Below are 21,166 nucleotides of genomic sequence, written 5' to 3' on the forward strand. Positions count from 1 at the left end.
CTTCTAGTCGAATTCGTATCTCAGCAACGGATCGCCGTCCGGATCGACCTCGATGAATTCGCGGCTGTCGAAGCCCCGCGCCGCGCAATCGGACCGGCCCTTGATGTCGAAACGCGTCGGCTTGGTGCAGAATGTTTTCGCGCCGGCCCATGTCACCCGGGCGCCATCCTTGCGCACTGCCACGCCGCGTTCGTCGACGGCTTCGCCATAGACGTAATAGGGGCGGTCGCGCAGCGCGCCCTTGATCGCCTTGCGGCACTCGCCCGGCGCAATGCGAATCCAGCCGCTCGACATGGGCGTGATTTTTTCCTTGTCGTCGGTGCTGTCATAGCCGACCGCCGACCAGATGAGATAGGCCGTCTCGTTGCACAGATCGAGACCGGCGCGGGCCTGGCGAGCTTCGGCCGTCGAGATGAGCTTGTCCAGCAGACCGTCCGTGATGGCGCCGCTTCCCGAAAGCCCGGCCTGTTTTTCGAAGGCGCGTATGGCCCGCGTCGTCCGATTGCCTTCATTGCCGTCGATATTCGAAAGCGCGATGCCATTATCCTTGAGCAGGCGTTGCGCACCGGCAACCCGTGCCTTGCGAACGGTGTAGTTTGACGGTTCGGTAAAGCTGGTCGTCCAGTCTTTCCCTTTGATCGTCTTGATGCGAATGAAGTCGGCGAAATCGTATCCGCGTCTTGCACAGGAGCGCCGGCCTTCGATCCTGAAATCGCCTTCCGTGACGCAGAAGCGCGAACCACCGCTGAAAAACTTCACCGGGCCTTCATGCGCGGCGATCGATTTGGCGTAAACGTAATAGACGTCGCGATCGATATCGCCCCGAATGGCGGCGGCGCAATTGCCCGGCCATATTCTGAGCCAGCCCTGGCTGGCGATCTCGTCGCCCTCGCCATACCCGATTGCGGCCTTCAATACATAGCTTGTCTGGTTGCAGAGGCGGTAATCGGCCTGTGCCGTCCCCGGCAGGAAGACGAAAAGACAAGCCGCCATGCCCATCAAGGCTGCCCACTGGAAAGAAGCCCTCAGGCGGAAAGAAGGAAGAAGAAATGCCGACATTTGAGTGGTTGCGCCCCTTTTTGGTCCCGAACCTTATCACCGCCTCGCGCCGGGCGAAAAGGCGAGGCTGCGGTTTGGGTTAACGGGCGCGCGGGCGGTTAGCGGTTCGAGGCCTCGATCAGCGTTCCCACGCCATGCTCGGTCAGGAGCTCGAGCAGCACTGCATGGCGCACGCGCCCGTCCAGAATGACGACGGCTTCCACGCCGCCCTCCACGCTTTCGATGCAGGTTTCGACCTTGGGAATCATGCCGCCCGAAATCGTGCCGTCCTTCATCATACTCTTGGCTTCGTCGACGGTCAGCGTCTCGACGAGTTGGCCTTCCTTGTCGAGCACGCCGCGCACATCCGTCAGCAGCAGCAGGCGCGTTGCGTTCATCGCCGCGGCGATGGCGCCCGCCGCCGTGTCGGCATTGATGTTGTAGGTGTCGCCGCCCCGCGACACACCGATGGGCGCGACCACCGGAATGATGTCGGACTTCTGGATGACGTCGAGAATTTCCGGATTGATGGATTCCGGTTCGCCGACGAATCCGAGATCGAGAATCTTCTCGATGTTCGATTCCGGATCGTGGATCTTGTGCTCCACCTTCCGCGCCTGAATGAGATTGCCGTCCTTGCCGCACAGGCCCACGGCGCGCCCGCCTGCCTGGTTGAGCTGGGCGACGATCTGCTTGTTGATCGAGCCGGCCAGCACCATTTCGACGATTTCCACCGTCGCCTTGTCGGTGATCCTGAGGCCGCCGGAAAATTCGCTCTTGATGTTGAGCCGGTCGAGCATGCGGCCGATCTGCGGGCCGCCGCCATGGACGACGATGGGGTTCACGCCCGCCTGTTTCAGCAGCACGATGTCACGGGCGAACTCGGCGCCGAGTTTCTCGTCGCCCATGGCGTGCCCGCCATATTTAACGACCACGGTGCGCTTGTCGTAGCGCTGCATGAAGGGCAGGGCTTCGGACAGGATCTGCGCGCGGTCGGGCGACCCTCCATCCTGAGTCTTGTCGGTCATGCGTCTCTTCCCCTTGCGACGTCCGGCTCAGCCGGATTGCGGTTTATATCCCAGCGCGGCTTCATCTGCCAGCGAGGCCAGTTCGGCCCTGAGTTCGGCGATCCCCGTTCCCTTTTCGCTCGATGTGGCGTGAATGACCGGGTGAGAGGCGGGATGTTTCTTGAGTTCGGTCCCGATCTCCTCGATCCGGCTCTGAAGTTCGTTCTTTTTCAGCTTGTCGATCTTGGTCAGCACGATCTGATAGGAAACGGCGACCTCGTCGAGCATGCTCATCACATCGCGGTCGCTGTCCTTGAGCCCGTGCCGGCTGTCGACCAGTACGAAGACGCGGCGAAGCTCAGGTCGGCCGCGCAGATAGTCGATGATGAGGGCGGTCCATTGCGCGACGCGCGCCTTGGTTTCGCGCGCATAGCCGTAGCCGGGCAGGTCCACCAGTATCAGGGCGGGTCCCGTGGCGGGGCCGAGCGAGAAGAAGTTCAGTTCCTTCGTCCGGCCGGGCGTATTGGACGTTCGTGCCAGCGTCTTGCGGCCCGTCAGCGCGTTGACGAGGCTCGACTTGCCGACGTTGGAGCGCCCGGCAAAGGCGATTTCCGGCAAGCCGGTATCGGGCAGGGCACGCAGCGTCGTGACGCCGAGCATGAACTCGCAAGGCTGGGCGAAGAGCCAGCGTCCGGCTTCGAGCGCATCCGCGTCCGTTCCGTCCTCCGTCTCGCCGCCTTCAGCCGTCATGGGATCAGCTCTTGCCGGAGCCGCCGAACAGGCGGTCGAAGCCCAGATTGCTGAAGATTTCGATCTTCACGCCCTGCCGCTTCATGATCACGCCCTGCTGCAGCACGGACAGGGAGTTGTTCCATGCCCAGTAGATAACGAGACCTGCCGGGAACCCTGCCAGCATCACGGTGAAGATGACGGGCATCCAGGTGAAGATCTGCTGCTGGATCGGGTCGGCGGGCGCCGGGTTCATGCGCTGCTGCATGAACATGGTCACGCCCATGATTAGCGGCCAGGCGCCGATCATCAGCATGGAGGGCGGCGTCCAGGGGATCAGGCCGAACAGGTTGAAGATCGTCGTCGGATCGGGCGCGGACAGGTCATGGATCCAGCCGAAGAAGGGCGCATGCCGCATTTCGATGGTGACGTAGAGCACCTTGTAGAGCGCGAAGAAGACCGGGATCTGGATCAGAATGGGCAGGCAGCCGGCCAGCGGGTTCACCTGCTCCTTCTTGTAGAGCTCCATGATCTCCTGCTGCTGCTTCATCTTGTCTTCGGCGTAGCGCTCCTGCAGCTCCTTCATCTTGGGCTGCAGCATCTTCATCTTGCTCATCACCACATAGGAACGGTTGGCAAGCGGGAAGAAGGCGAGTTTTACGAGCACGGTCACGATCAGGATCGCGACGCCGAAATTGCCCACGATGTTGGCGAAGAAGTGCAGCGCCTGGAACATCGGCTTGGTCAGGAACCAGAACCAGCCCCAGTCGATCATCAGGTCGAACTTGTAGACGCCCTGGTCACGATAGCCGTCGACCACGTTCACCACCTTGGCGCCCGCGAAGAGCTTGTTGGTGATGGTCTGCGTGGCCGAGGCGGGAATGGTGACGGCGTCATAGCGGAAATCGGCCTGGTAGATTTCCTTGGCCGGGTCCGGCGCCTCGCTGAAACGCGCATCGAAGCTGCGCCCCTTCTGGGGGATCAGCGCGGCGGCCCAGTATTTGTCGGTGATGCCGAGCCAGCCGTCATTCGCCTTGTAGCTCTGGGCCGGTTCGTCCTTCACGTCGCCATAATCGACTTCCAGAAGGCCTTCGCTGTCGAGGGCCCCGATCAGGCCTTCATGCAGAATGTAGATCTTGTGGCCGCTGGGCTGGCCGTTGCGCGAGATGAGGCCGTAGGGATAAAGCGTCACGGGCGCGCCCGTCTTGTTGTCCACGCTGTCCTTGACGGTGAACATGTAGTTCTCGTCGAGCGAGATCTCGCGATGGAAGACGAGGCCCTGACCATTGTCCCAGACGAGATCGACGGGCGTGGTGGGTGTCAGCGTGTCATTGCCCTCGACCGTCCACAGGGTCTTCGCACCGGGGGTGGCGATGCCGGAATTCGGCGGGGCGATCCAGCCGAATTCGGAGAAATAGGGGTGTTTGGTTCCCACCGGCGAGAACAGCCGGACCTCCGGGCTGTCGTCGGCGATGGTCTCGTGATAGTTGCGCAATTTCAGGTCGTCGAAGCGCACGCCGCTCAGCGAAATCGAGCCGTCGAGCCTGTCGGAGCTGACATCGATGCGCGGCCCCTGGGCGGTAACGGTTTCCGCGCTCAGACCGGACGTGGCAGGCGTGCGCGGTGCGCTGCCGTCGATCGCGGGTGGGCGGGCATGTCCGTCGCTCTGCGAGCCGGCATCGCTTTGCTGGGTCTGCGCAGCCTGCTGGGCGGCCTTCTGGGCCTTTTCGGCTTCCATCTTCGGATTGATGAAGAAGTACTGCCATCCGACGAAAACGAGCACCGAAAGCGCGATCGCGATGATGAAATTGCGGTTGTCACCCATACGGCAGGCTTCCTACTTTTCCACGTTTTTGGCTGGGCGCTGTTTGTCCGCCTTGCCGCCTTGCGGCGATACGGAGCGGCGCGCCGAATGGACGCGGGCAAGCGCCACGCGCAAATCCTCCAGAAGGTCGGGCCAGGCACGCGTCAGCGTTCCCGTCCGGCCTATCAGGACGTAGTCGTAACCGGGTTTTCCAAGGGAAGGAAGGATTTCGGCAGCTGCCGCGCGCAATCGTCGCTTTGCCCGGTTGCGCGTCACGGCTGTGCCCACCTTCTTGGTCACTGTGTAGCCGACCCGAAGCGGGTCGGCGTCGCTGCGCTTATGCGCCTGCAGGACAAGCCCCGGCGCGGCCCATTTGCGGCCTCTCGCGACAGTCAGAAACTCGCGGCGGCGTCTGAGACGGTCCATCATGGCGTCCATGGGCGCCTTCGGAGAGGAAATCCCCTGAAATGGCGCAACGACGCTCGTCACCGCAGTCGGTTCAAGCGGAAAGCCGCTTGCGCCCCTTTGCGCGACGGGCGGCCAGCACCTTGCGGCCGCCGATCGTGGCCTTGCGCGCACGGAAACCGTGACGGCGCTTGCGGACGAGCTTGCTCGGTTGATAAGTGCGTTTCACGTTTCTTCTCCGGCATATCTGACGGAAACCCCCGAAAAAAGGGTTCCCCGGGGCCGCCGCGGCCGGTCCCGAAATCGGAGCCGGCGCTGTCGTCCCCGTCAGACGGTAGGGCCGTCATCGGGTCTTGAGATGGGCCATGAACAACAAGAGCCGCAGGCGGTTGCCGCCAAACGGCTGGTTGGCGCGGTGTATAAGCGAAACAGGGGGCGGAAGTCAACGCCGGAGCGCCCGCCCGCCCGCGTTCAAGCACTATGAACTCCTCTCACATTCAGGTGAAGGGGCCTTCGCAACGGCCGATTTCCCGCTACCTTCTGGCGATGGACAGACACGGATCGGTTCAGGCTCCGAAAGTTCCTGAAATGTTCTTTGGGCTGTCCGGCCTTCGCATTGCTCTCCCGAGACCCTCAAAAGCGAGAAATCCATGGTATCTCCGCCCGATCCGGTTCTGTCAGCGCCGGCAGAGTCAGCGCCGGCAAAGCCCCGCGCGGTCTGGCGGCGGCTCCTGCCGCTTGCCGTCCTGGTAGCGCTTGTCGCACTCGCCTTCTGGTCGGGCCTCGACGAGTATTTCTCGCTGCGCCAGGTGGCGGAGAACCGGGCGGCCCTGACAGGCTTCGTGCGCGACAATTTCCTGCTGGCGGCCCTGGCCTATACCGTCATCTATATTGTCGTGACAGCGCTCTCGCTGCCGGCGGGCGCGCTTTTGACCATTACGGGCGGCTTTCTCTTCGGCCCCGTCATAGGGGGAACGGCTACCGTCGTCGGGGCAACGATCGGGGCAACCATCATCTATCTGATCGCCAGAACCTCTCTGGGCGAGCCGCTCGCGGCCCGGGCAGGGCCGTGGCTTTCGAAGCTGCGGAAGGGCTTTCAGGAAGATGCCATGTCCTACCTGCTCTTCCTGCGCCTGGTGCCTGCCTTTCCCTTTGCCGTGGTCAATCTGGTTCCGGCCGTTCTGGGCGTTCCACTGCGCACTTACGTACTGGCCACGTTTTTCGGCATAATCCCCGGCACCTTCGCCTTTGCTTGGCTGGGGGCGGGGCTCGATTCCATCATCGAGGTCCAGCAGGAGGCCTATCGCGAATGCGTGGCCACGCAAGGGGCAGGGGCGGCATGCCGCTTTGAACTCGACCCCGGGGCCTTGCTGACCAATGAGATCGTCATCGCCTTTGCCGCGCTGGGCGTGGTGGCGTTGATCCCGCCGCTTCTCCGCCGCTGGCGGAACCGCGGCGCCGCCGAGTAGGAGCCGGAATGGAAAGAATAAAAGCCGATATTTGCGTCATAGGCGCCGGGTCCGCCGGGCTTTCCGTCGCCGCCGGCGCCGCCCAGATGGGCGCGCGCACCGTGCTGGTGGAAAAGGCGGTGAGAAACGGCGCCATGGGCGGCGATTGCCTTCATACGGGCTGCGTGCCGTCCAAGGCGCTGCTGGCGGCCGCTGGTCATGCACAGACGATGCGTTCGGGGGATGCGTTCGGCGTGGCCGCGGCGCAGCCTGCCATCGATTTCGCCCGCGTCCACGACCATGTGCAGGGGGTGATCGCTTCCATTGCGCCGATGGACTCCGTGGCGCGTTTCGAGGGCCTCGGCGTCACCGTCATCCAGGACCATGCCCGCTTTACCGGCGAGCGGCTGCTCGTGGCGGGGTACAGGGAAATACAGGCCCGGCGCTTCGTGATTGCCACGGGCTCGCGCGCCGCCATGCCGCCCATTCCCGGCCTGGCGGAAACGCCCGTCTATACCAACGAAACCATTTTCGATCTGACCGAGTGTCCGAAACACCTCATCGTCATCGGCGGCGGGCCCATCGGCATGGAAATGGCGCAGGCGCATCGCCGGCTGGGCGCCGAGGTGACGGTGATCGAAGGTGCGAGCGTGCTGGGCCGCGACGATCCGGAACTTGCCGCGATCGTCGCCGATAATTTGCGCCGGGAAGGCGTGACGCTGATCGAAGAGGCCAGGGTCTTGCGCGTCTCCGGCGGCGCGGGCTCGGTCGATGTCGCCTATTCCTGCGACGGCAGGGAGACGTCGGTCTCCGGCTCGCATCTTTTGGTTGCGACCGGCCGCACGCCGAATGTGGAGGACATGGGGCTTGAGGAGGCGGGCGTGGACTACACCCCGCGCGGAATCACCGTCGACGACAGGCTTAGGACTACCAACAAGAAGATTTTCGCCATCGGCGATGTGGCCGGCGGACCGCAATTCACCCATGTGGCTGGCTATCACGCCGGGCTCGTCATCCGGAACGCGCTTTTTCGCGTGCCCGCCCGTGTCGATCATTCGGCGATCCCCCATGTGACCTATACCGATCCCGAACTCGCCCATGTCGGTGAAACCGAGGCAGAAGCACGCAAGCATCATTCGAAAATCAGCGCCCTTCGCTGGCATCTGGCAGAGAACGACCGGGCCCAGGCCGACAGGCGAACCGAGGGGGCGATCAAGATCGTCATCGACGGCCATGCCCGCGTTCTCGGCGCGACCATTGTGGGACCCCATGCAGGTGAACTCATCCTGCCATGGGTGATGGCCATGCAGCAGGGGCTGAAGCTCTCCGCGATGGCAGGCTATGTGGTTCCCTATCCGACCTATTCGGAAATCACCAAGCGCGTGGCCGGCTCCTACTATACCTCCACCTTGTTCGGGCCCAGAACGAAGGCGCTGGTCCGCTTCCTTTCCTGGTTCGGCTGATTCCGTCCCGGCGCCGTTTGCGTATACGATAAGAACGTAGGCGCGGCGGTGCAGGTCATGATCGAGGGAACGGAATGAAGGCCAGGGCGGGAAAGGACGAAGGCGGCAAGCCCGGCGCCCTGCGTCATGTCGCCGGGCCGGTATTGCGCCCGCTGCGCGCCAGTCTCTCCTTCCGGCTTCTGGTGATGACGGTGCTTTTCGTCATGCTGGCCGAAGTGCTGATCTTCGTCCCGTCCATTGCCAATTTCCGCAAGACATGGCTCGACCAGCGCGCCTCCGCCGCGCAGATCGCCTCTCTCTCGCTGGAAGCGACCCCCGACAACATGGTGTCGCCGGAGCTGCGCGAGGAACTTCTGCGCAATGCCCAGATATTCCTCGTGGTGCTGCACCGGACCGATGCGCGCAAGCTCCTGTTGAGCGAAAGCATGCCGCCAAAGGTCGATGCCTATTACGACCTTCAAAAGGCAACGCCCTTTTCGCTGGTGGTGGATGCTTTTGGAACATTGCTGGCGAAGGACGGGCGTACCATTCGTGTGATGAGCAAGCCGAACTATGCGGCCGGCGAGTCGATCGAAATCGTTCTGGACGAGACGCCGCTGCGGATTGCCATGCTTCACTATGGTGCGAATATCTTTTGGTTGTCCCTCGTGATTTCCGTCATCACCGCCGGGCTTGTCTATCTCGCGCTGCATGTTCTAATGGTGCGGCCCATGCGCCGGATTACACATCATATGGTCTCGTTTCGTCAGAACCCGGAGGATGCACGCCGCGTTATCCTGCCCTCCGGCCGTCTGGATGAAATCGGTGTGGCCGAGCGCGAACTCGCGGCCATGCAGTCCGAAATCCGCGCGACCCTCAATCAGAAGGCGCGCCTGGCCGCGCTGGGCGGCGCGGTGAGCAAGATCAATCACGACCTGCGCAATATTCTCGCGAGCGTGCAGCTTATCTCCGACCGTCTCGGCGCGGTCGACGACCCGACGGTGCAGAAACTGGCGCCGCGTCTTTTTTCATCCATCGACCGTGCGATCCAGCTTTGCACCGAAACGCTCAAATTCGGCCGCGCCAAGGAAGAGCTGCCACAGCGACAGCGTGTCCGCCTCGCGTCCTTCGCAAACGAGATCGCAGAGGCCGCGATTCCCGAAAAGCTCGCGATCGGCTGGATCGATCGCGTCCCGGACGATCTGGAGGTCGATGCCGATCCCGACCAGCTTTTCCGCGTATTGCTGAACCTCGTGCGCAATGCGACGCAGGCGCTGGGCGAATGCGGACGCGCCGATGGTGAAATCCGGCTCGCCGCCCGGCGCTGCAAGGATCATGTGCATATCTATCTGTCGGACAACGGACCCGGCCTGCCGGAAAAGGCGAGGGAGCATCTTTTCGAGCCCTTTTCGGGCAGTGCGCGGGCGGGTGGCAGCGGTCTGGGCCTTGCCATTGCCGATGAGCTGGTGCGCGCTCATGGAGGGCATATCGACCTCGTGAAGTCGGACGCCTCCGGTACCGTCTTCCGCATCTGTATCCCCGATGGTGGCGGGTCGGATGTGGAGTGCGAGAAGGCGGAAGAGATCTGCGAGATGGAAGCCGACGGGACGGTGCGAACGTGAACGATATCGATCTGCCTGTGCCGTCCCACGACTGGGCGCTCTTTCTCGATTTCGACGGTACGCTGACCGAGCTTGCACCGCATCCTGACGCCGTGCGCATCGATCCTGACCTGCCGGGACTTCTGGAGGCGATCTTTTTGGAGCTCGACGGAGCGCTCGCCGTCGTCTCCGGCCGCACGCTTGCCGAGCTTGACCGTCATCTGGGGGTCCGCTTGCCTGCCGCGGGCGTCCATGGGCTGGAACTGCGCGAGCGCCCCGGCGCCACCGTTCACCCGCCCGCGGAGGCGCTGCTTGTTGCGCGGCTCAAGGCGCGCCTTGCCGGTTTCGTCGCCGCCGACGATCGCCTCCTGCTGGAGGAAAAGCCGGGCGCGCTGGCGCTGCATTTTCGCCAGGCGCCCGACAGGGCAGCCGATTGCGCGCGCCTGATGGCGGAGGCGACGGCCGACCTCGATGGTATCCATGTGCTGAAGGGCAAAATGGTGCTGGAGGCAAAGCCCGCGCGTGTGAACAAGGGTCATGCCATAGAAACCATGATGAAGGAGCCGCCCTTTTCGGGGCGCGTACCCGTTTTTGCGGGCGACGACACGACGGATGAAGACGGATTCCGTATCGTCAACGCGCTGGGCGGCATATCGATCAAGATCGCCGATGGCGATACGCTCGCCCGCTACCGGATGGATGATGTCCGGGGCTTCATAAACTGGTTGAAGCATGTAGCATCCGTATTGTCGCCTTAGGGCGTCGTTCTGTATCTGTGTTTCCAGGAGGATCTCTTGTCGTCGCTCGATCTCGGTGTCATCGGAAATGGCAGCTTTGGTGCATTGATCGACGAGGAGGGCCGGATCGTCTGGTGCTGTCTGCCTCGCTTCGACGGCGATCCCGTCTTTCACGATCTCCTGAACGGCAAGCAGGAAGGCGATAATGAGGGGGACAGGGGGTTTTGGGAGATCTCCCTGGTCGGCCAGAAAAGCGTCACCCGGGAATATCGCACCAACACCGCGATCCTCGTCACCACTATCTCCGACGACCATGGCAATGCGATAGAGATCACCGACTTCGCGCCGCGTTTCGCCACGCGTGGCCGCATGTTCCAGCCCATGTCGCTGGTCCGCCGTGTGCGGCCCGTCAGCGGTACGCCGCGCATCAAGGTCCGGCTCCGTCCCGGCTTCAACTACGGCAAGATCGCACCCACGGTGACGCGCGGCTCCAACCATGCGCGTTTCATGCATTCCGGTCTCGTTCTGCGCCTCACCACCAACGCGCCGATCACCTATGTGCTGGACGAAACTTCTTTCCAGCTCAAGACGCCAGTGAGCTTCATTCTCGGTCCGGACGAAACCCTTTCCGACGGCATAGAAGAAACCGCGCGGAAATTCGAAGAGGACACGGAGACCTATTGGCGCCAATGGGTGCGCCGCCTGGCGCTGCCGCTGGAATGGCAGCAGGCCGTCATCCGAGCCGCGATCACGCTGAAACTTTGTTGTTATGAGGAAACCGGCGCCATCGTCGCGGCCATGACGACGAGCATTCCGGAAGCTGCCGATAGCGGGCGCAACTGGGATTATCGTTTCTGCTGGCTGCGCGACGCTTTCTTCGTGATCCGCGCGCTGAACTCGCTCGCCGAAGTCGAAACCATGGAGAATTATCTCCGCTATCTCGGCAATGTGGTCGGTGGCGCCGAAGACGGCCACTTGCAGCCCGTCTTCGGGATCGGCCTCGAAACGGACCTGACCGAGCATATCGTGGATACGCTGCCAGGCTATCGGGGCATGGGGCCGGTACGCCGCGGCAATCAGGCCTATGAGCATCTGCAGCACGACGTCTATGGCAATGTCGTGCTTGCCGCCGCGCAGAGTTTTTTCGACGATCGTCTGCTGCGTCCGGGCAGCCTTGCGGAGTTCGAGGCCTATGAAAAGGTCGGCGAGCGGGCCTATGCGATGCACAATGTGCCTGACGCCGGCATGTGGGAACTCAGAACGCGGGCGCGCACCCATACCTCGTCGAGCCTGATGTGCTGGGCGGCCTGCGACCGGCTTGCGCGGATCGCCGCGCATATGGGGCTCGAAGACCGTGCAACCCATTGGCGCGGTCTTGCCGACGAAATCCATCGGACGATCTGCACCCGCGCCTGGAGCGAGGAAAAAGGCGCCTTCGTGGAAAGTTTCGAGGGCGAAGCACTCGACGCCGGCCTCTTGCTGATGGCCGAGGTGAATTTCATCAGCCCGGACGACAAGCGTTTTGTCGGTACGCTGGAGGCCATCGAGAAGTCGCTCCGGCGTGGTAATCATATGTTCCGATATGCCAGCGCAGACGATTTCGGTATGCCGCAAAATGCCTTCAATATCTGCACTTTCTGGTACATCGACGCGCTTGCCCGCGTGGGCCGGACGGACGAGGCCCGCGAAATTTTCGAAAGCATTTTGTCCTGCCGCAATTCGCTGGGATTGCTTTCGGAGGATACAGATCCGGCAACCGGCGAGCTGTGGGGTAATTATCCCCAGACCTATTCTTTGGTCGGCATCATCAATGCCGCCATGCGGCTGAGCCGGAAATGGGAGGAAGAGGTATGAGCCGGCTTGTCATCGTCTCCAACCGCGTCGGCCCGGTGCGCGATGCGGCGCGGGCGGGTGGCCTTGCCGTGGCGCTGGTGGATGCGCTGCGGGCCCGTGGCGGCCTCTGGTACGGATGGAGCGGCGACACCAACAATCAGAGCGCCGGCGTCAAGGTCGAACAGGCCGGAGCCTTGCAGTTGGCCACGGCCGATCTCACCGAAGACGAATATGACGATTATTACAACGGCTTCGCCAATCGCTGCCTCTGGCCGCTCTTTCACTACCGCATAGACCTCACCGCCTTCGACCGCCGCTACTATGAAGGCTATCGGCGGGTGAATGCGAAATTTGCCAGCGGCCTCTTTCCCTTGCTGCGCGAAGACGACACGATCTGGGTGCACGACTATCACTTCCTTGCCTTCGGCAACGAACTGCGCCAGATGGGGGCGGAACAGGCCATCGGCTTTTTCCTGCACATCCCGTTTCCCTCGCCCGAAGTGCTCGCCACGCTGCCGAACCATGATGCGCTGGTGCGCGGGCTCTTTGCCTATGACGTGCTGGGCTTCCAGACCTCGCGCGATCTGGAACGCTTCTGCGATTTTGTGGTGCGCGAGGCGGGAGGGCATGTCGAGGGCGACCGGGTGACCTGTTTCGGCCGGACCATCATTGCACGCGCCTTTCCCATCGGCATCGATACGGACGGTTTCGCGAAGATGGCGGCAGATTCGGAGGATGCGCGCCGTCAGTACGAAAAGGCGGTGCGGGGTCTGCGCGGCCGCGCCCAGATGATCGGCGTGGACCGTCTCGACTATACGAAGGGATTGCCCGAACGCTTCCAGGCCTTCGAGCGGTTGCTGGACGATTATCCCGATGCCCGCGGCGAACTGGTCTATCTCCAGATTGCGCCCACATCGCGCGGCGACGTGCAGGCCTATCGGGAAATGCGCCAGGAACTGGAAGGGCTTTCCGGGCATATCAACGGGCAATATGGCGAATTCGACTGGACGCCGCTGCGCTATATCAATCGCGCCTTTGCGCGCCGCTCGCTCGCGGGCCTTTACCGGGCCAGCAAGATCGGCCTGATCACGCCGCTGCGCGACGGTATGAACCTCGTCGCCAAGGAATATGTGGCCGCGCAAAACCCGGAAAATCCGGGCGTCCTCATCCTTTCGCGGTTCGCGGGTGCCATCTATCAGATGCCGGAGGCGATTGCCGTCAATCCTTACGACATCAAGGAAGTGGCCGACGCTATTCAGAATGCGCGCTATATGAGCCTCGAAGAGCGCAAGGAGAGATTCCAGGCACTGTTCGACGGCTTGCAGCGGGACGACGTCGCCTATTGGCGCGACAGCTTTCTCGCCACGCTGGAACATGAGGCGCCGATGCACAGAAATGCGGAACGGCCTTCATGAAGCGCTATCTGCTGGGAGACATAGGCGGCACCAACGCCCGCTTTGCGCTCGCCGAGGAGGGCGACGGCCAGTCGCTTGCCCTGCGGCACAAGGCGAGTTTTGCCACCGCCGACTACCGCTCCCTGGAAGATGCGCTGTCACGTTTCCTGTCCGACATCCAGGGGCCGGCGCTGGACGCAGCCGCTATTTGCGCAGCAGGGCCCCTCTTGTCGGATGGGGAGACGGCCCGTATCCGCATGACGAATTGTCCCTGGGATATTTCGAGCGACGCGATTGAGAGGGTCAGCGGCTGCGCCCATCCGCGCCTGATCAACGATTTCACCGCGCTGGCGCTCGCCGTCCCTGAACTGCCGGTTGAGGCGCTGCACGCGGTGGGCGGCGGCGTGGCGGAAGCGGGGCGGCCTGTCGCGGTGCTGGGCGCGGGCACCGGGCTCGGCGTCGCCTCGCTGGTGCATGACGGCACACGCTATATCCCCGTGCCCGGTGAGGGCGGCCATGTCGACCTTCCGGCAACGGATGAATTCGAGATCGAGATATTGCGCCGCTTCATGGCCCGCTTCGGCCGGGTTTCCGTCGAGCGCGTTCTGTCGGGGCCGGGCCTTGTTTCCCTGTATGAGGTGCTGGGCGAACTGCGCCGCCGCCCGGTCGAAGTGGGGCTGACGCCGGAAGATGTGGCGGCCCGCGCCGGAGACGGCTCATGCCCGCTCTGCGGCGAGGCGGTATCCTTTTTTTGCGGCTGGCTCGGTTCGGTCGCGGGCAATCTCGCGCTGACGCTCTGGGCGAGCGGCGGCGTCTATATCGGTGGCGGGATCGTGCCCGGCTGGGTCGGGTCGGGCAGCGGACTGTTCGACGAAGCGCAGTTCCGCCGCCGTTTCGAGGCAAAGGGCCGTTTCGCGGAGCATCTGGCCCGCTTCCCCGTCCATGTCATTCTGGCGGAGGAGCCGGCCTTCTTCGGCCTCGCCGCCGCCGCGCGGGAGGCGGCACGCTAGCGCGTGCCGCTCACCACATTGCCGTCGCGGCGCGGATCCGCGCCTCCATTGTAGGAGCCGTCCGGCATCACCAGAATGCCGTGTAGACCGCTCATCATCCGTTCGACCTTTACCTCGTGGCCGAGCTGCTCGAATTCGGGGATCTTCTGTTCGAGCGCCGTGTTCTTCTCGATTTCCAACGGGCCGTTCCGGTCCATGAAATGCGGCAGGCCGATGGCCGCGGGCACATCCATGTTCCAGTCCAGCATGGCGATGAGCGACTGGTTCACATAGTTGATGATTCTGGAACCGCCGGGCGAGCCGATGGCGGCATGGAAGCCGCCGTCCTCGTCGAAAACGATTACCGGGTCCATGGAAGAGCGCGGCCTTTTGCCCGGCGCCACGGCATTTGCCACAGGCTTGCCGTCACGTTCCGGCAGGAAGGAAAAATCGGTCAGTTGATTGTTGAGGATCATGCCGCCCGCCATCAGGTGAGACCCGAACGGTCCTTCCACCGAGGTCGTCATCGACACCACATTGCCGTCCGGGTCGACGATGCTGAAATGGCTGGTAGACGGCTGGGACATATCGGCATTGGCGCCCCGGTTATCGGCGTGCTCTTCGCCAGGATTGCCCGGCGCGGCTTTGCCCATGGAGAGGCTTGCATCGATCAGGGCCGCCCGTGCGGCGAGATATTCCGGGTCGAGCATCGCGTCCACCGGCACGTCCACAAAATCCGGGTCGCCGATATACTGGTCTCGGTCGGCATAGGCGAGCGCTTCGGCCTCGGCGATGAAATGCATCGACGTCACGGTCATCGCGCCCATGCCCTTCAGGTCGAAACTCTCGAGAATGCCGAGCGTCTGCAGCGTGGTGAGCCCGCCGGATGTGGGCGGCGGCATGGTGCAGATGCGATAGATGCGATAGGGGCGGCAAAGCGCGGCACGCTCTTTCGCCTGATAGTTTTCCAGATCGGTAAGCGACAGCGTACCGGGTCTCGCAGGTGCATTTTGCACCGCATCGACGATTGCCTGCGCCACATCTCCTTCATAGAACCCATCCGGCCCCTTCTCCGCGATTTCGCGCAGCGTTCGTGCATAGGCCGGGTTCTTGATGATCTCGCCCGCCCTGTAGGGAACCTTCTTGTCATCCGGGCCGGTCTTGTAGAAATAGTCGCCCGCCACCGGCATGTCCTTCAGCACCGGGTCCCATTCCAGCCATTCCTGCAGCTTGGGCTGAACCTCGAAACCGTTTTCGGCCAGACGGATGGCAGGTTCGAAAAGATCGCTCCAGGGCAATGCGCCGTGCTTTTGATGCGCGAGCCACAGCATCTTGACGACGCCCGGCACGCCGACCGAGCGTCCGCTCACCACGGCATCGCGGAAACCGAGCGGTTGTCCATCGTCATCGAGGAAGAGCTTCGACGTCGCGCCCGCCGGTGCCGTCTCTCGCCCGTCATAGGCCAGCACCTTGTCCGCCGCCTCGTCGAAATAGACCATGAAGGCGCCGCCGCCGAGGCCGGAACTTTCCGGCTCCACCAGCGTCAGCACCGCCTGAACGGCGATGGCCGCGTCGATGGCATTGCCGCCCTTCTTGATGATTTCCTGCGCAGCCGCCGTCGCATCGGGGTTGGCAGCGGCGATCATATAGGGGCCCGAAGAGGGCCCGGCCGCGATTTCCGGACCATGGCTGCCGAGCTGCCAGGAAATGCCGCCGATAATGAGGAGCAGCGCGGCGAAAATCACCGGGACCGTTCTCGAGTTATGCATGGGCTCGCGCCTCCCCCTGAATTTATGTGCCGGGTATTGCTATGCTCTTGCCAGTCTAGCCGCTCACGCTCGCGGCGTCTGCCAACAGGAGTTTTACATGGCCGAAGCGCGGATTACGCCGGGACCCCGCAATCTGATTACGGATGTAGCTGGGCTTTCCATCGGCAATGCGCAAGATGCGTGCGCGCGCACCGGCGTGACCGTGTTGTTGCCGGACGAGCCGGGCATCGCTGCCATGGATGTGCGCGGCGGCGGACCTGGCACGCGCGAAAGCGATGCGCTGGATCCAAGGCATTTGCTGGAAGGCCGCGTCGATGCGTTGGTACTGTCGGGTGGGTCGGTCTACGGGCTCGATGCGCCTTCAGGCGTCACGCATTGGCTGGGAAGGCAGGGGCGCGGTTTCGCCTTTCCGGGGCTTTCCGTCACAGCGCCCATCGTTCCCGGCGCAATCCTCTTCGATCTCGCCAATGGCGGCGAGAAATACTGGGCCGCACAGGGGGCGCACGGCGTCGTGCAGGAACCGCCCTATCGCGCGCTGGGCTATGAGGCCTGTGAGGCGGCGGGTGCGGATTTCGCGCTCGGCAATGCGGGGGCGGGGTTCGGCGCGCAGGCCGGGCGCTACAAGGGCGGGCTCGGCTCCGCTTCCGCCGTGACGCCGGACGGCATCACCGTCGGTGCGCTCGTCGCGGTGAATGCGGTCGGCTCGCCCGTCATCCCCGGCACGGACTGTTTCTGGGCCGCGCCCTTCGAGCTCGATGGCGAATTCGGCGGCAGGCGCTGGGACGGGCAGGCTTCCCCCGCAGCCTGCGACCCGCTGGAAGGCTCCAAACTTGCAGCCGGGCCCCGCGAAAACACCACCATCGCCATCGTTGCGACCGATGCGACGCTCGATGCGACGGCGATGCACCGCATCGCCGTAATGGCGCATGACGGCTTCGCCCGCGCGCTCCGCCCTGTTCATGCGCCGGTGGACGGCGATGCCGTTTTCGCGCTTTCGACGGGCCGGAAACCGCTGGAGGCGGAGGCGCGGACGCTCGACATCACCCGGCTGGGCGCCATCGCGGCCGATTGCACGGCCCGCGCCATCGCCAGAGGCGTTTTCGAGGCGGAAACGCTGGGGGCTATCCTCTCATGGGCTGACCGCCACGGGGGGCGGTAGGCGGGAGGAGGGCCCAGGGCAGGTCCCCGGCGATGGGCACTTGCGTTCGGGCGCATGACGCTTTATGAGTACGCGCCTCGCCCGACGGTGCCCGCGCTTTTCAGCCGTTTTTGCCCGTCAGGTCAGGTTGCGCCGGTAGCTCAGCTGGATAGAGCACCAGACTACGAATCTGGGGGTCGGGAGTTCGAATCTTCCCCGGCGCGCCATCCCTTCATCGCCATGCAAACAACGCCTCCAGTGCGTCAGGGACATTTGTTCTGCCGAGCGGCATTAAATGCCGGTTTGGTGAGCCGACGACAGCGTCTCCCGCAGCGATGCCTGGAAGCGTTCGACCGAATAATCCTCCGAGATGCGTCGCAACGCATTGCGCCGGACCCGGTTCCAGAGGGCTTCATCCTTATAAAGCCGGTAGACGGCGTCGGCGAAGGCCTGTGGCGTGTCGGCGACCAGAATCTCCTCTTCGTCACGCCAGCCAAGTTGCGAGGCAAGCACGGAGGTGGCGACGACCGGAACGCCGCTGGCGGCGGCATGATGAACCTTGAGGGGGATCCCGGCGGCGAAACGTGTCGGCGCGACGAAGACCCGGGCCTGGTTGAACAGAGAATAAAGGTCGTCGACCGGGCCGAGAAGCTCTATGCCGTCGGTCTCGAGTGCCCGAATACTCGCGGCGCCGCTATGCCCCGCAACCTTGAGCGAAGCATCGCTTTCCGGTGAAAGCGCCAGAAGCGGCATCACGTTTTCGGCGTACCACGTCAGGCTGTCGACATTGGGCGAATCTTCCTCCTCAAGGCGGCCCAGGAAGACAATGTCCTTGCGCAGGGCAAACGCCGCGGGCGTCGGGCCGGTGTCGAGCGCGTAGCCGATGACATGAGTTGGTTTTCCGGTCGCGTGCCGGAAAACCTCTGCCTCCTTTTCCGTCACCGCGGTTATCTGGTCGGCTGTTTCGGCCAGGGCCAATTCCCGGGATTTGTCATGTTTGGCCTTGGCGGCCAGTGCCTTGTCGCCGAGTATCTCGGCCTTTATCGCGGTACGCGAGGAGAAGAGCGCCTCGGCGTCGTATGTGACTTTCGTTCCCTCAAACAGGTCGGGGCGCTGCCGGTAGACCTCCGACAGCGCCTCCATGTTGTGGGGGCGGCTGATAAAGATATGCTGATAATAGCCTTTCCGCTCCTCGAGGAATTGCTCGAGGCCGGCTGGGCCCCAACCCATTGCGACCTCGACGCCTTCGGGCACGCCGGACCGGGCAACCCTCCAGTCTTCGTATGGAACTATGGAGGGAAAGAATGTCACGAAGTATCCCTCTTCAACCATAAGGCGCAAAATGCTGTTGGATCGGGGAAGGCCTGCGCCGAGCGACACAATCGGAATGCGGTCTTCGATATAGAGGATCCGTTCGCAGTCGCCGCGCATCCTCGCCAGAAGGGGGGTGGTTGCAAGAGGAGACAAATGATTGCGCAGTTGGCTTGAATGTTTCCTCAGAAACTTTTGCCGATTGATCTTCTGAAGTTCGATCGCTCGCTCGGTGTTTTCGGATGACCCGAACTCGAAATGGTCGATCACCGCGCGCGGTTCGAAAATGACTTTCATTCCGGCGTGACGGATGCGCATGCATAGGTCCGTTTCCTCATAATACGCTGGAGCGAAATCCGGATCGAAGCCGCCAAGCCGCTGGAAAACACCTTCCCGGATCAAAAGAAACGCGCCGGAGCAGTAGTCGACTTCACGGCGGAAATTATAGGCGCCGTCTGACGGGTCGTCGCCACGGCCATATCCAAGGCAGTCGCCGTCGGCCCAGATAATGCTGCCGGCCTCCTGCAACGTGCCGTCGGGCAATATGATCGGGCCGCCCACGGCGCCGACATCGCCATCTGCCTCCATGGCCTCGACCGCCGCGGCGATCGAACCGGGCCTTACGACGGCATCGTTGTTGAGCAACAGCACATGGCCGCTTCTTACCGCTTCAAGGCCGCGATTAACGGCTTTCAGAAATCCGATATTCTTGTCATGTGAAATCAGCCGCACATTGTCGATGCGCTCCAGGAGTTCGGACGTGCGATCTGTCGAGGCATTGTCGATCAGAATGACTTCGAACGGGAGATCGGTTTCGGCCTCGAGAGAACGTAGGCAGCGCAAGGTAAGCCCGGCCTGATTCCACAGAACCAGAATGATCGAAACGCGCGGTTCGTCCGCATGGGAAAAGCGGATACGGGCATTCGAGGCGAGAAACACGGCAAGGTCTCGGTCGACATCCGCACGAACCTCGGCTTTCAGCGCATCCATTGATCTAACGGATGCCTCGGAACCTGTAACGTCGTCGGCGCCCCTGAATGGCGTTGCGAGCGCGTCGAGACGTCGATCCAGTTGCGAGCGTTTCGGGTTGACTTTGGCCGCCGATTCTCCGAAACGACGTTTCGTCCTGCCCGGCAGCGGCCAACCGTCTTTCGACAAGGTTCGCAGCAGACGATACTTCAGAAGCTGACGGAGCGCGGAGAGGGGGCGTTTGCGGGTCATGCGCAAACTCTGTTCGAACTCGCGCGCAAGCTCGAATGCTTCGCCGGCGCGCGCTTCGCTGGCACTCAACCGGAACCGCAGATGCATTCTCTCGTCACGGAGATAGCCGATCTCCCGGTTCAGTTTTCCGATTTCCGTGTCCTGCAAACTCCGAAGGCCTTTCCCGAGCGCGATCTGGGAACGCAAGCGCGTCGTTTCGGCGCGAAGGGCGCTGAGCTCGCTTCCTCTCTCTGCGGAAAGGTCGCATTGAGCCTTTTCCTCTCGAGCCGACATCCTCTCCAGAAAAGGCTGCGCGTCGTCCAGCCCTGTCATCGCCGTCGGATCGGACGGATTGAAACGCAGCCGCATCAGCAAGTCCGCGACGTCGTCGATCCGGGCCGCCGTTTCCTCGTCCACGCCCTCGAACGGCGTATCCCCGAGATGGTGCTGAAGGCGCGGCGACAGAAATTCCTCGATCTTGTCGGCATATGTGTCGTTTCCATCGGCTGGCGGGAGAGAGAACGCGGTACGCATCCGCTGGACCTGCGGACGCCAATCCCGGATCAAATCCTCGTATGAGAAAAAGGCGCGGCGATGACCCCGGGTCGCGACCTCCGCATCCAGGTGATGGCGCATCCAGAGCAGGCCGGCTTGTTCGGGCGGGGTTTTGTTGCGCGCGGCAAGGGAGGCCGCCACGGCACGCGGATCCCTTAGCGAGTGGAGAAACGCCGCTTCGTATCCAAGGCGGTCCAGTGCCTCCACATAGAGCGGAACGAATCGCGAAATACGAGGATCCTTGAGCACGATCGTTTCGGCATCGCCATATTCCGACTGGATCGCCGCGGCGATCAGCTTCACCAGATCGGGGCCATACTCGGCCAGGCGGTCTTCCGCGTTGAATGCACGCCAGTCGTCCCAGGCGCTGCCGCATGCTGCAAGAAGTACGTCATTGAGTCCGACAATAATTTCGGATTCCCAGAACCCGCGTTCATTGTCGTCCTGGGGCGGCATCAAGGTTTTTGGGGCCGCGGCACCGGACAAATTCAGGAGCCGTGAAAACGCACTCGTGCCCGAACGATGCGTACCAAGAACGAGAATGCAGGTTTTGCTCATCTTCCGACTCATTATCCACGTCATATAGATAAGGCGACATGCCAGGTCGGGATAGTGATTTGGCCGTTGTCGGAGGTCGAGACCTGTTATTTTTGAATGAATTTCGCAATCTTTGTCGCATGCGGCATGCATCAACCCGTCCAGAGCGGATGCGTCTCCCTGCTGTCAATCTTTCGGGAAGCCTCTCATGAGGATCCGAATGGCACCG

Annotated in this window: 16 protein-coding genes and 1 tRNA gene; 9 read left to right on the top strand and 8 right to left on the bottom strand. The window is 62.7% G+C overall.

The features are described 5' to 3' along the window. Positions 1 to 3: 3 nt before the first annotated feature. From FHS78_RS05515 to rpmH, 6 genes are all read right to left on the bottom strand, one after another. Positions 4 to 993 (bottom strand): DUF1036 domain-containing protein, encoded by a 990-nt coding sequence (locus FHS78_RS05515; protein ID WP_167091432.1) that lies wholly within the window; start codon positions 991 to 993, stop codon positions 4 to 6. A 164-nt stretch (positions 994 to 1,157) separates the two neighbouring features. Continuing rightward, complete coding sequence (gene argB / locus FHS78_RS05520) at positions 1,158 to 2,066, bottom strand: acetylglutamate kinase (RefSeq protein WP_167091435.1); 909 nt, start codon at positions 2,064 to 2,066, stop codon at positions 1,158 to 1,160. A 27-nt stretch (positions 2,067 to 2,093) separates the two neighbouring features. Next, positions 2,094 to 2,795 carry a ribosome biogenesis GTP-binding protein YihA/YsxC gene (yihA, locus tag FHS78_RS05525; RefSeq protein ID WP_167091438.1) on the bottom strand — a complete coding sequence of 234 codons (702 nt, stop codon included), beginning with the start codon at positions 2,793 to 2,795 and terminating at the stop codon, positions 2,094 to 2,096. A 4-nt stretch (positions 2,796 to 2,799) separates the two neighbouring features. After that, positions 2,800 to 4,599, bottom strand: coding sequence for a membrane protein insertase YidC (gene yidC, locus FHS78_RS05530; RefSeq protein ID WP_167091441.1), 1,800 nt, complete (start codon positions 4,597 to 4,599; stop codon positions 2,800 to 2,802). Between the two features lie 12 nt (positions 4,600 to 4,611). Further along, entirely contained in the window at positions 4,612 to 5,016 is a 405-nt protein-coding gene (gene rnpA / locus FHS78_RS05535) for a ribonuclease P protein component (protein WP_167091443.1), read from the bottom strand. Between the two features lie 61 nt (positions 5,017 to 5,077). Beyond that, complete coding sequence (gene rpmH / locus FHS78_RS05540; RefSeq protein WP_167091446.1) at positions 5,078 to 5,212, bottom strand: 50S ribosomal protein L34; 135 nt, start codon at positions 5,210 to 5,212, stop codon at positions 5,078 to 5,080. Between the two features lie 421 nt (positions 5,213 to 5,633). On the opposite strand from rpmH, the gene FHS78_RS05545 reads away from it, so the two are divergent. The 7 genes from FHS78_RS05545 to glk all read left to right on the top strand — a co-directional run bounded on the left by FHS78_RS05545 (position 5,634) and on the right by glk (position 14,448). Further along, entirely contained in the window at positions 5,634 to 6,452 is an 819-nt protein-coding gene (locus tag FHS78_RS05545; protein ID WP_167091449.1) for a TVP38/TMEM64 family protein, read from the top strand. An 8-nt stretch (positions 6,453 to 6,460) separates the two neighbouring features. Further along, positions 6,461 to 7,894 carry a dihydrolipoyl dehydrogenase family protein gene (locus FHS78_RS05550; protein WP_167091452.1) on the top strand — a complete coding sequence of 478 codons (1,434 nt, stop codon included), beginning with the start codon at positions 6,461 to 6,463 and terminating at the stop codon, positions 7,892 to 7,894. Between the two features lie 74 nt (positions 7,895 to 7,968). Continuing rightward, entirely contained in the window at positions 7,969 to 9,495 is a 1,527-nt protein-coding gene (locus FHS78_RS05555) for a sensor histidine kinase (RefSeq protein WP_167091455.1), read from the top strand. Continuing rightward, positions 9,492 to 10,232 carry a trehalose-phosphatase gene (otsB, locus tag FHS78_RS05560; RefSeq protein ID WP_167091458.1) on the top strand — a complete coding sequence of 247 codons (741 nt, stop codon included), beginning with the start codon at positions 9,492 to 9,494 and terminating at the stop codon, positions 10,230 to 10,232. Before FHS78_RS05555 ends, otsB begins: the two co-directional genes overlap by 4 nt. A gap of 36 nt (positions 10,233 to 10,268) precedes the next feature. Further along, positions 10,269 to 12,065: a glycoside hydrolase family 15 protein gene (locus FHS78_RS05565; protein WP_167091461.1), complete on the top strand. Its 1,797-nt coding sequence runs from the start codon at positions 10,269 to 10,271 to the stop codon at positions 12,063 to 12,065. Continuing rightward, positions 12,062 to 13,459 carry an alpha,alpha-trehalose-phosphate synthase (UDP-forming) gene (otsA, locus tag FHS78_RS05570; RefSeq protein ID WP_167091464.1) on the top strand — a complete coding sequence of 466 codons (1,398 nt, stop codon included), beginning with the start codon at positions 12,062 to 12,064 and terminating at the stop codon, positions 13,457 to 13,459. Before FHS78_RS05565 ends, otsA begins: the two co-directional genes overlap by 4 nt. After that, positions 13,456 to 14,448, top strand: coding sequence for a glucokinase (gene glk, locus FHS78_RS05575; RefSeq protein WP_167091467.1), 993 nt, complete (start codon positions 13,456 to 13,458; stop codon positions 14,446 to 14,448). The genes otsA and glk overlap by 4 nt, the downstream gene beginning before the upstream one ends. Here glk and ggt read toward each other — a convergent pair. Then, positions 14,445 to 16,196, bottom strand: a complete 1,752-nt coding sequence (gene ggt, locus FHS78_RS05580) for a gamma-glutamyltransferase (RefSeq protein ID WP_167091470.1) — start codon at positions 16,194 to 16,196, stop codon at positions 14,445 to 14,447. The two genes, glk and ggt, sit on opposite strands and share 4 nt — an antisense overlap. 97 nt (positions 16,197 to 16,293) lie before the next feature. Here ggt and FHS78_RS05585 point away from each other — a divergent pair, with 97 nt between their 5' ends. Together FHS78_RS05585 and FHS78_RS05590 are read left to right on the top strand one after the other, a co-directional pair. Further along, entirely contained in the window at positions 16,294 to 17,355 is a 1,062-nt protein-coding gene (locus FHS78_RS05585; RefSeq protein ID WP_167091473.1) for a P1 family peptidase, read from the top strand. A 129-nt stretch (positions 17,356 to 17,484) separates the two neighbouring features. After that, positions 17,485 to 17,561: transfer RNA gene (locus tag FHS78_RS05590), tRNA-Arg, on the top strand. Positions 17,562 to 17,625: 64 nt separating this feature from the next. On the opposite strand, the gene FHS78_RS05595 is transcribed toward FHS78_RS05590, so the two are convergent. Next, on the bottom strand, positions 17,626 to 21,090 hold the full coding sequence (locus tag FHS78_RS05595) for a glycosyltransferase (RefSeq protein WP_167091476.1): 3,465 nt from the start codon (positions 21,088 to 21,090) through the stop codon (positions 17,626 to 17,628). Positions 21,091 to 21,166: the final 76 nt, after the last annotated feature.

This window comes from Parvibaculum indicum (assembly GCF_011762095.1).
Classification (GTDB): domain Bacteria; phylum Pseudomonadota; class Alphaproteobacteria; order Parvibaculales; family Parvibaculaceae; genus Parvibaculum; species Parvibaculum indicum.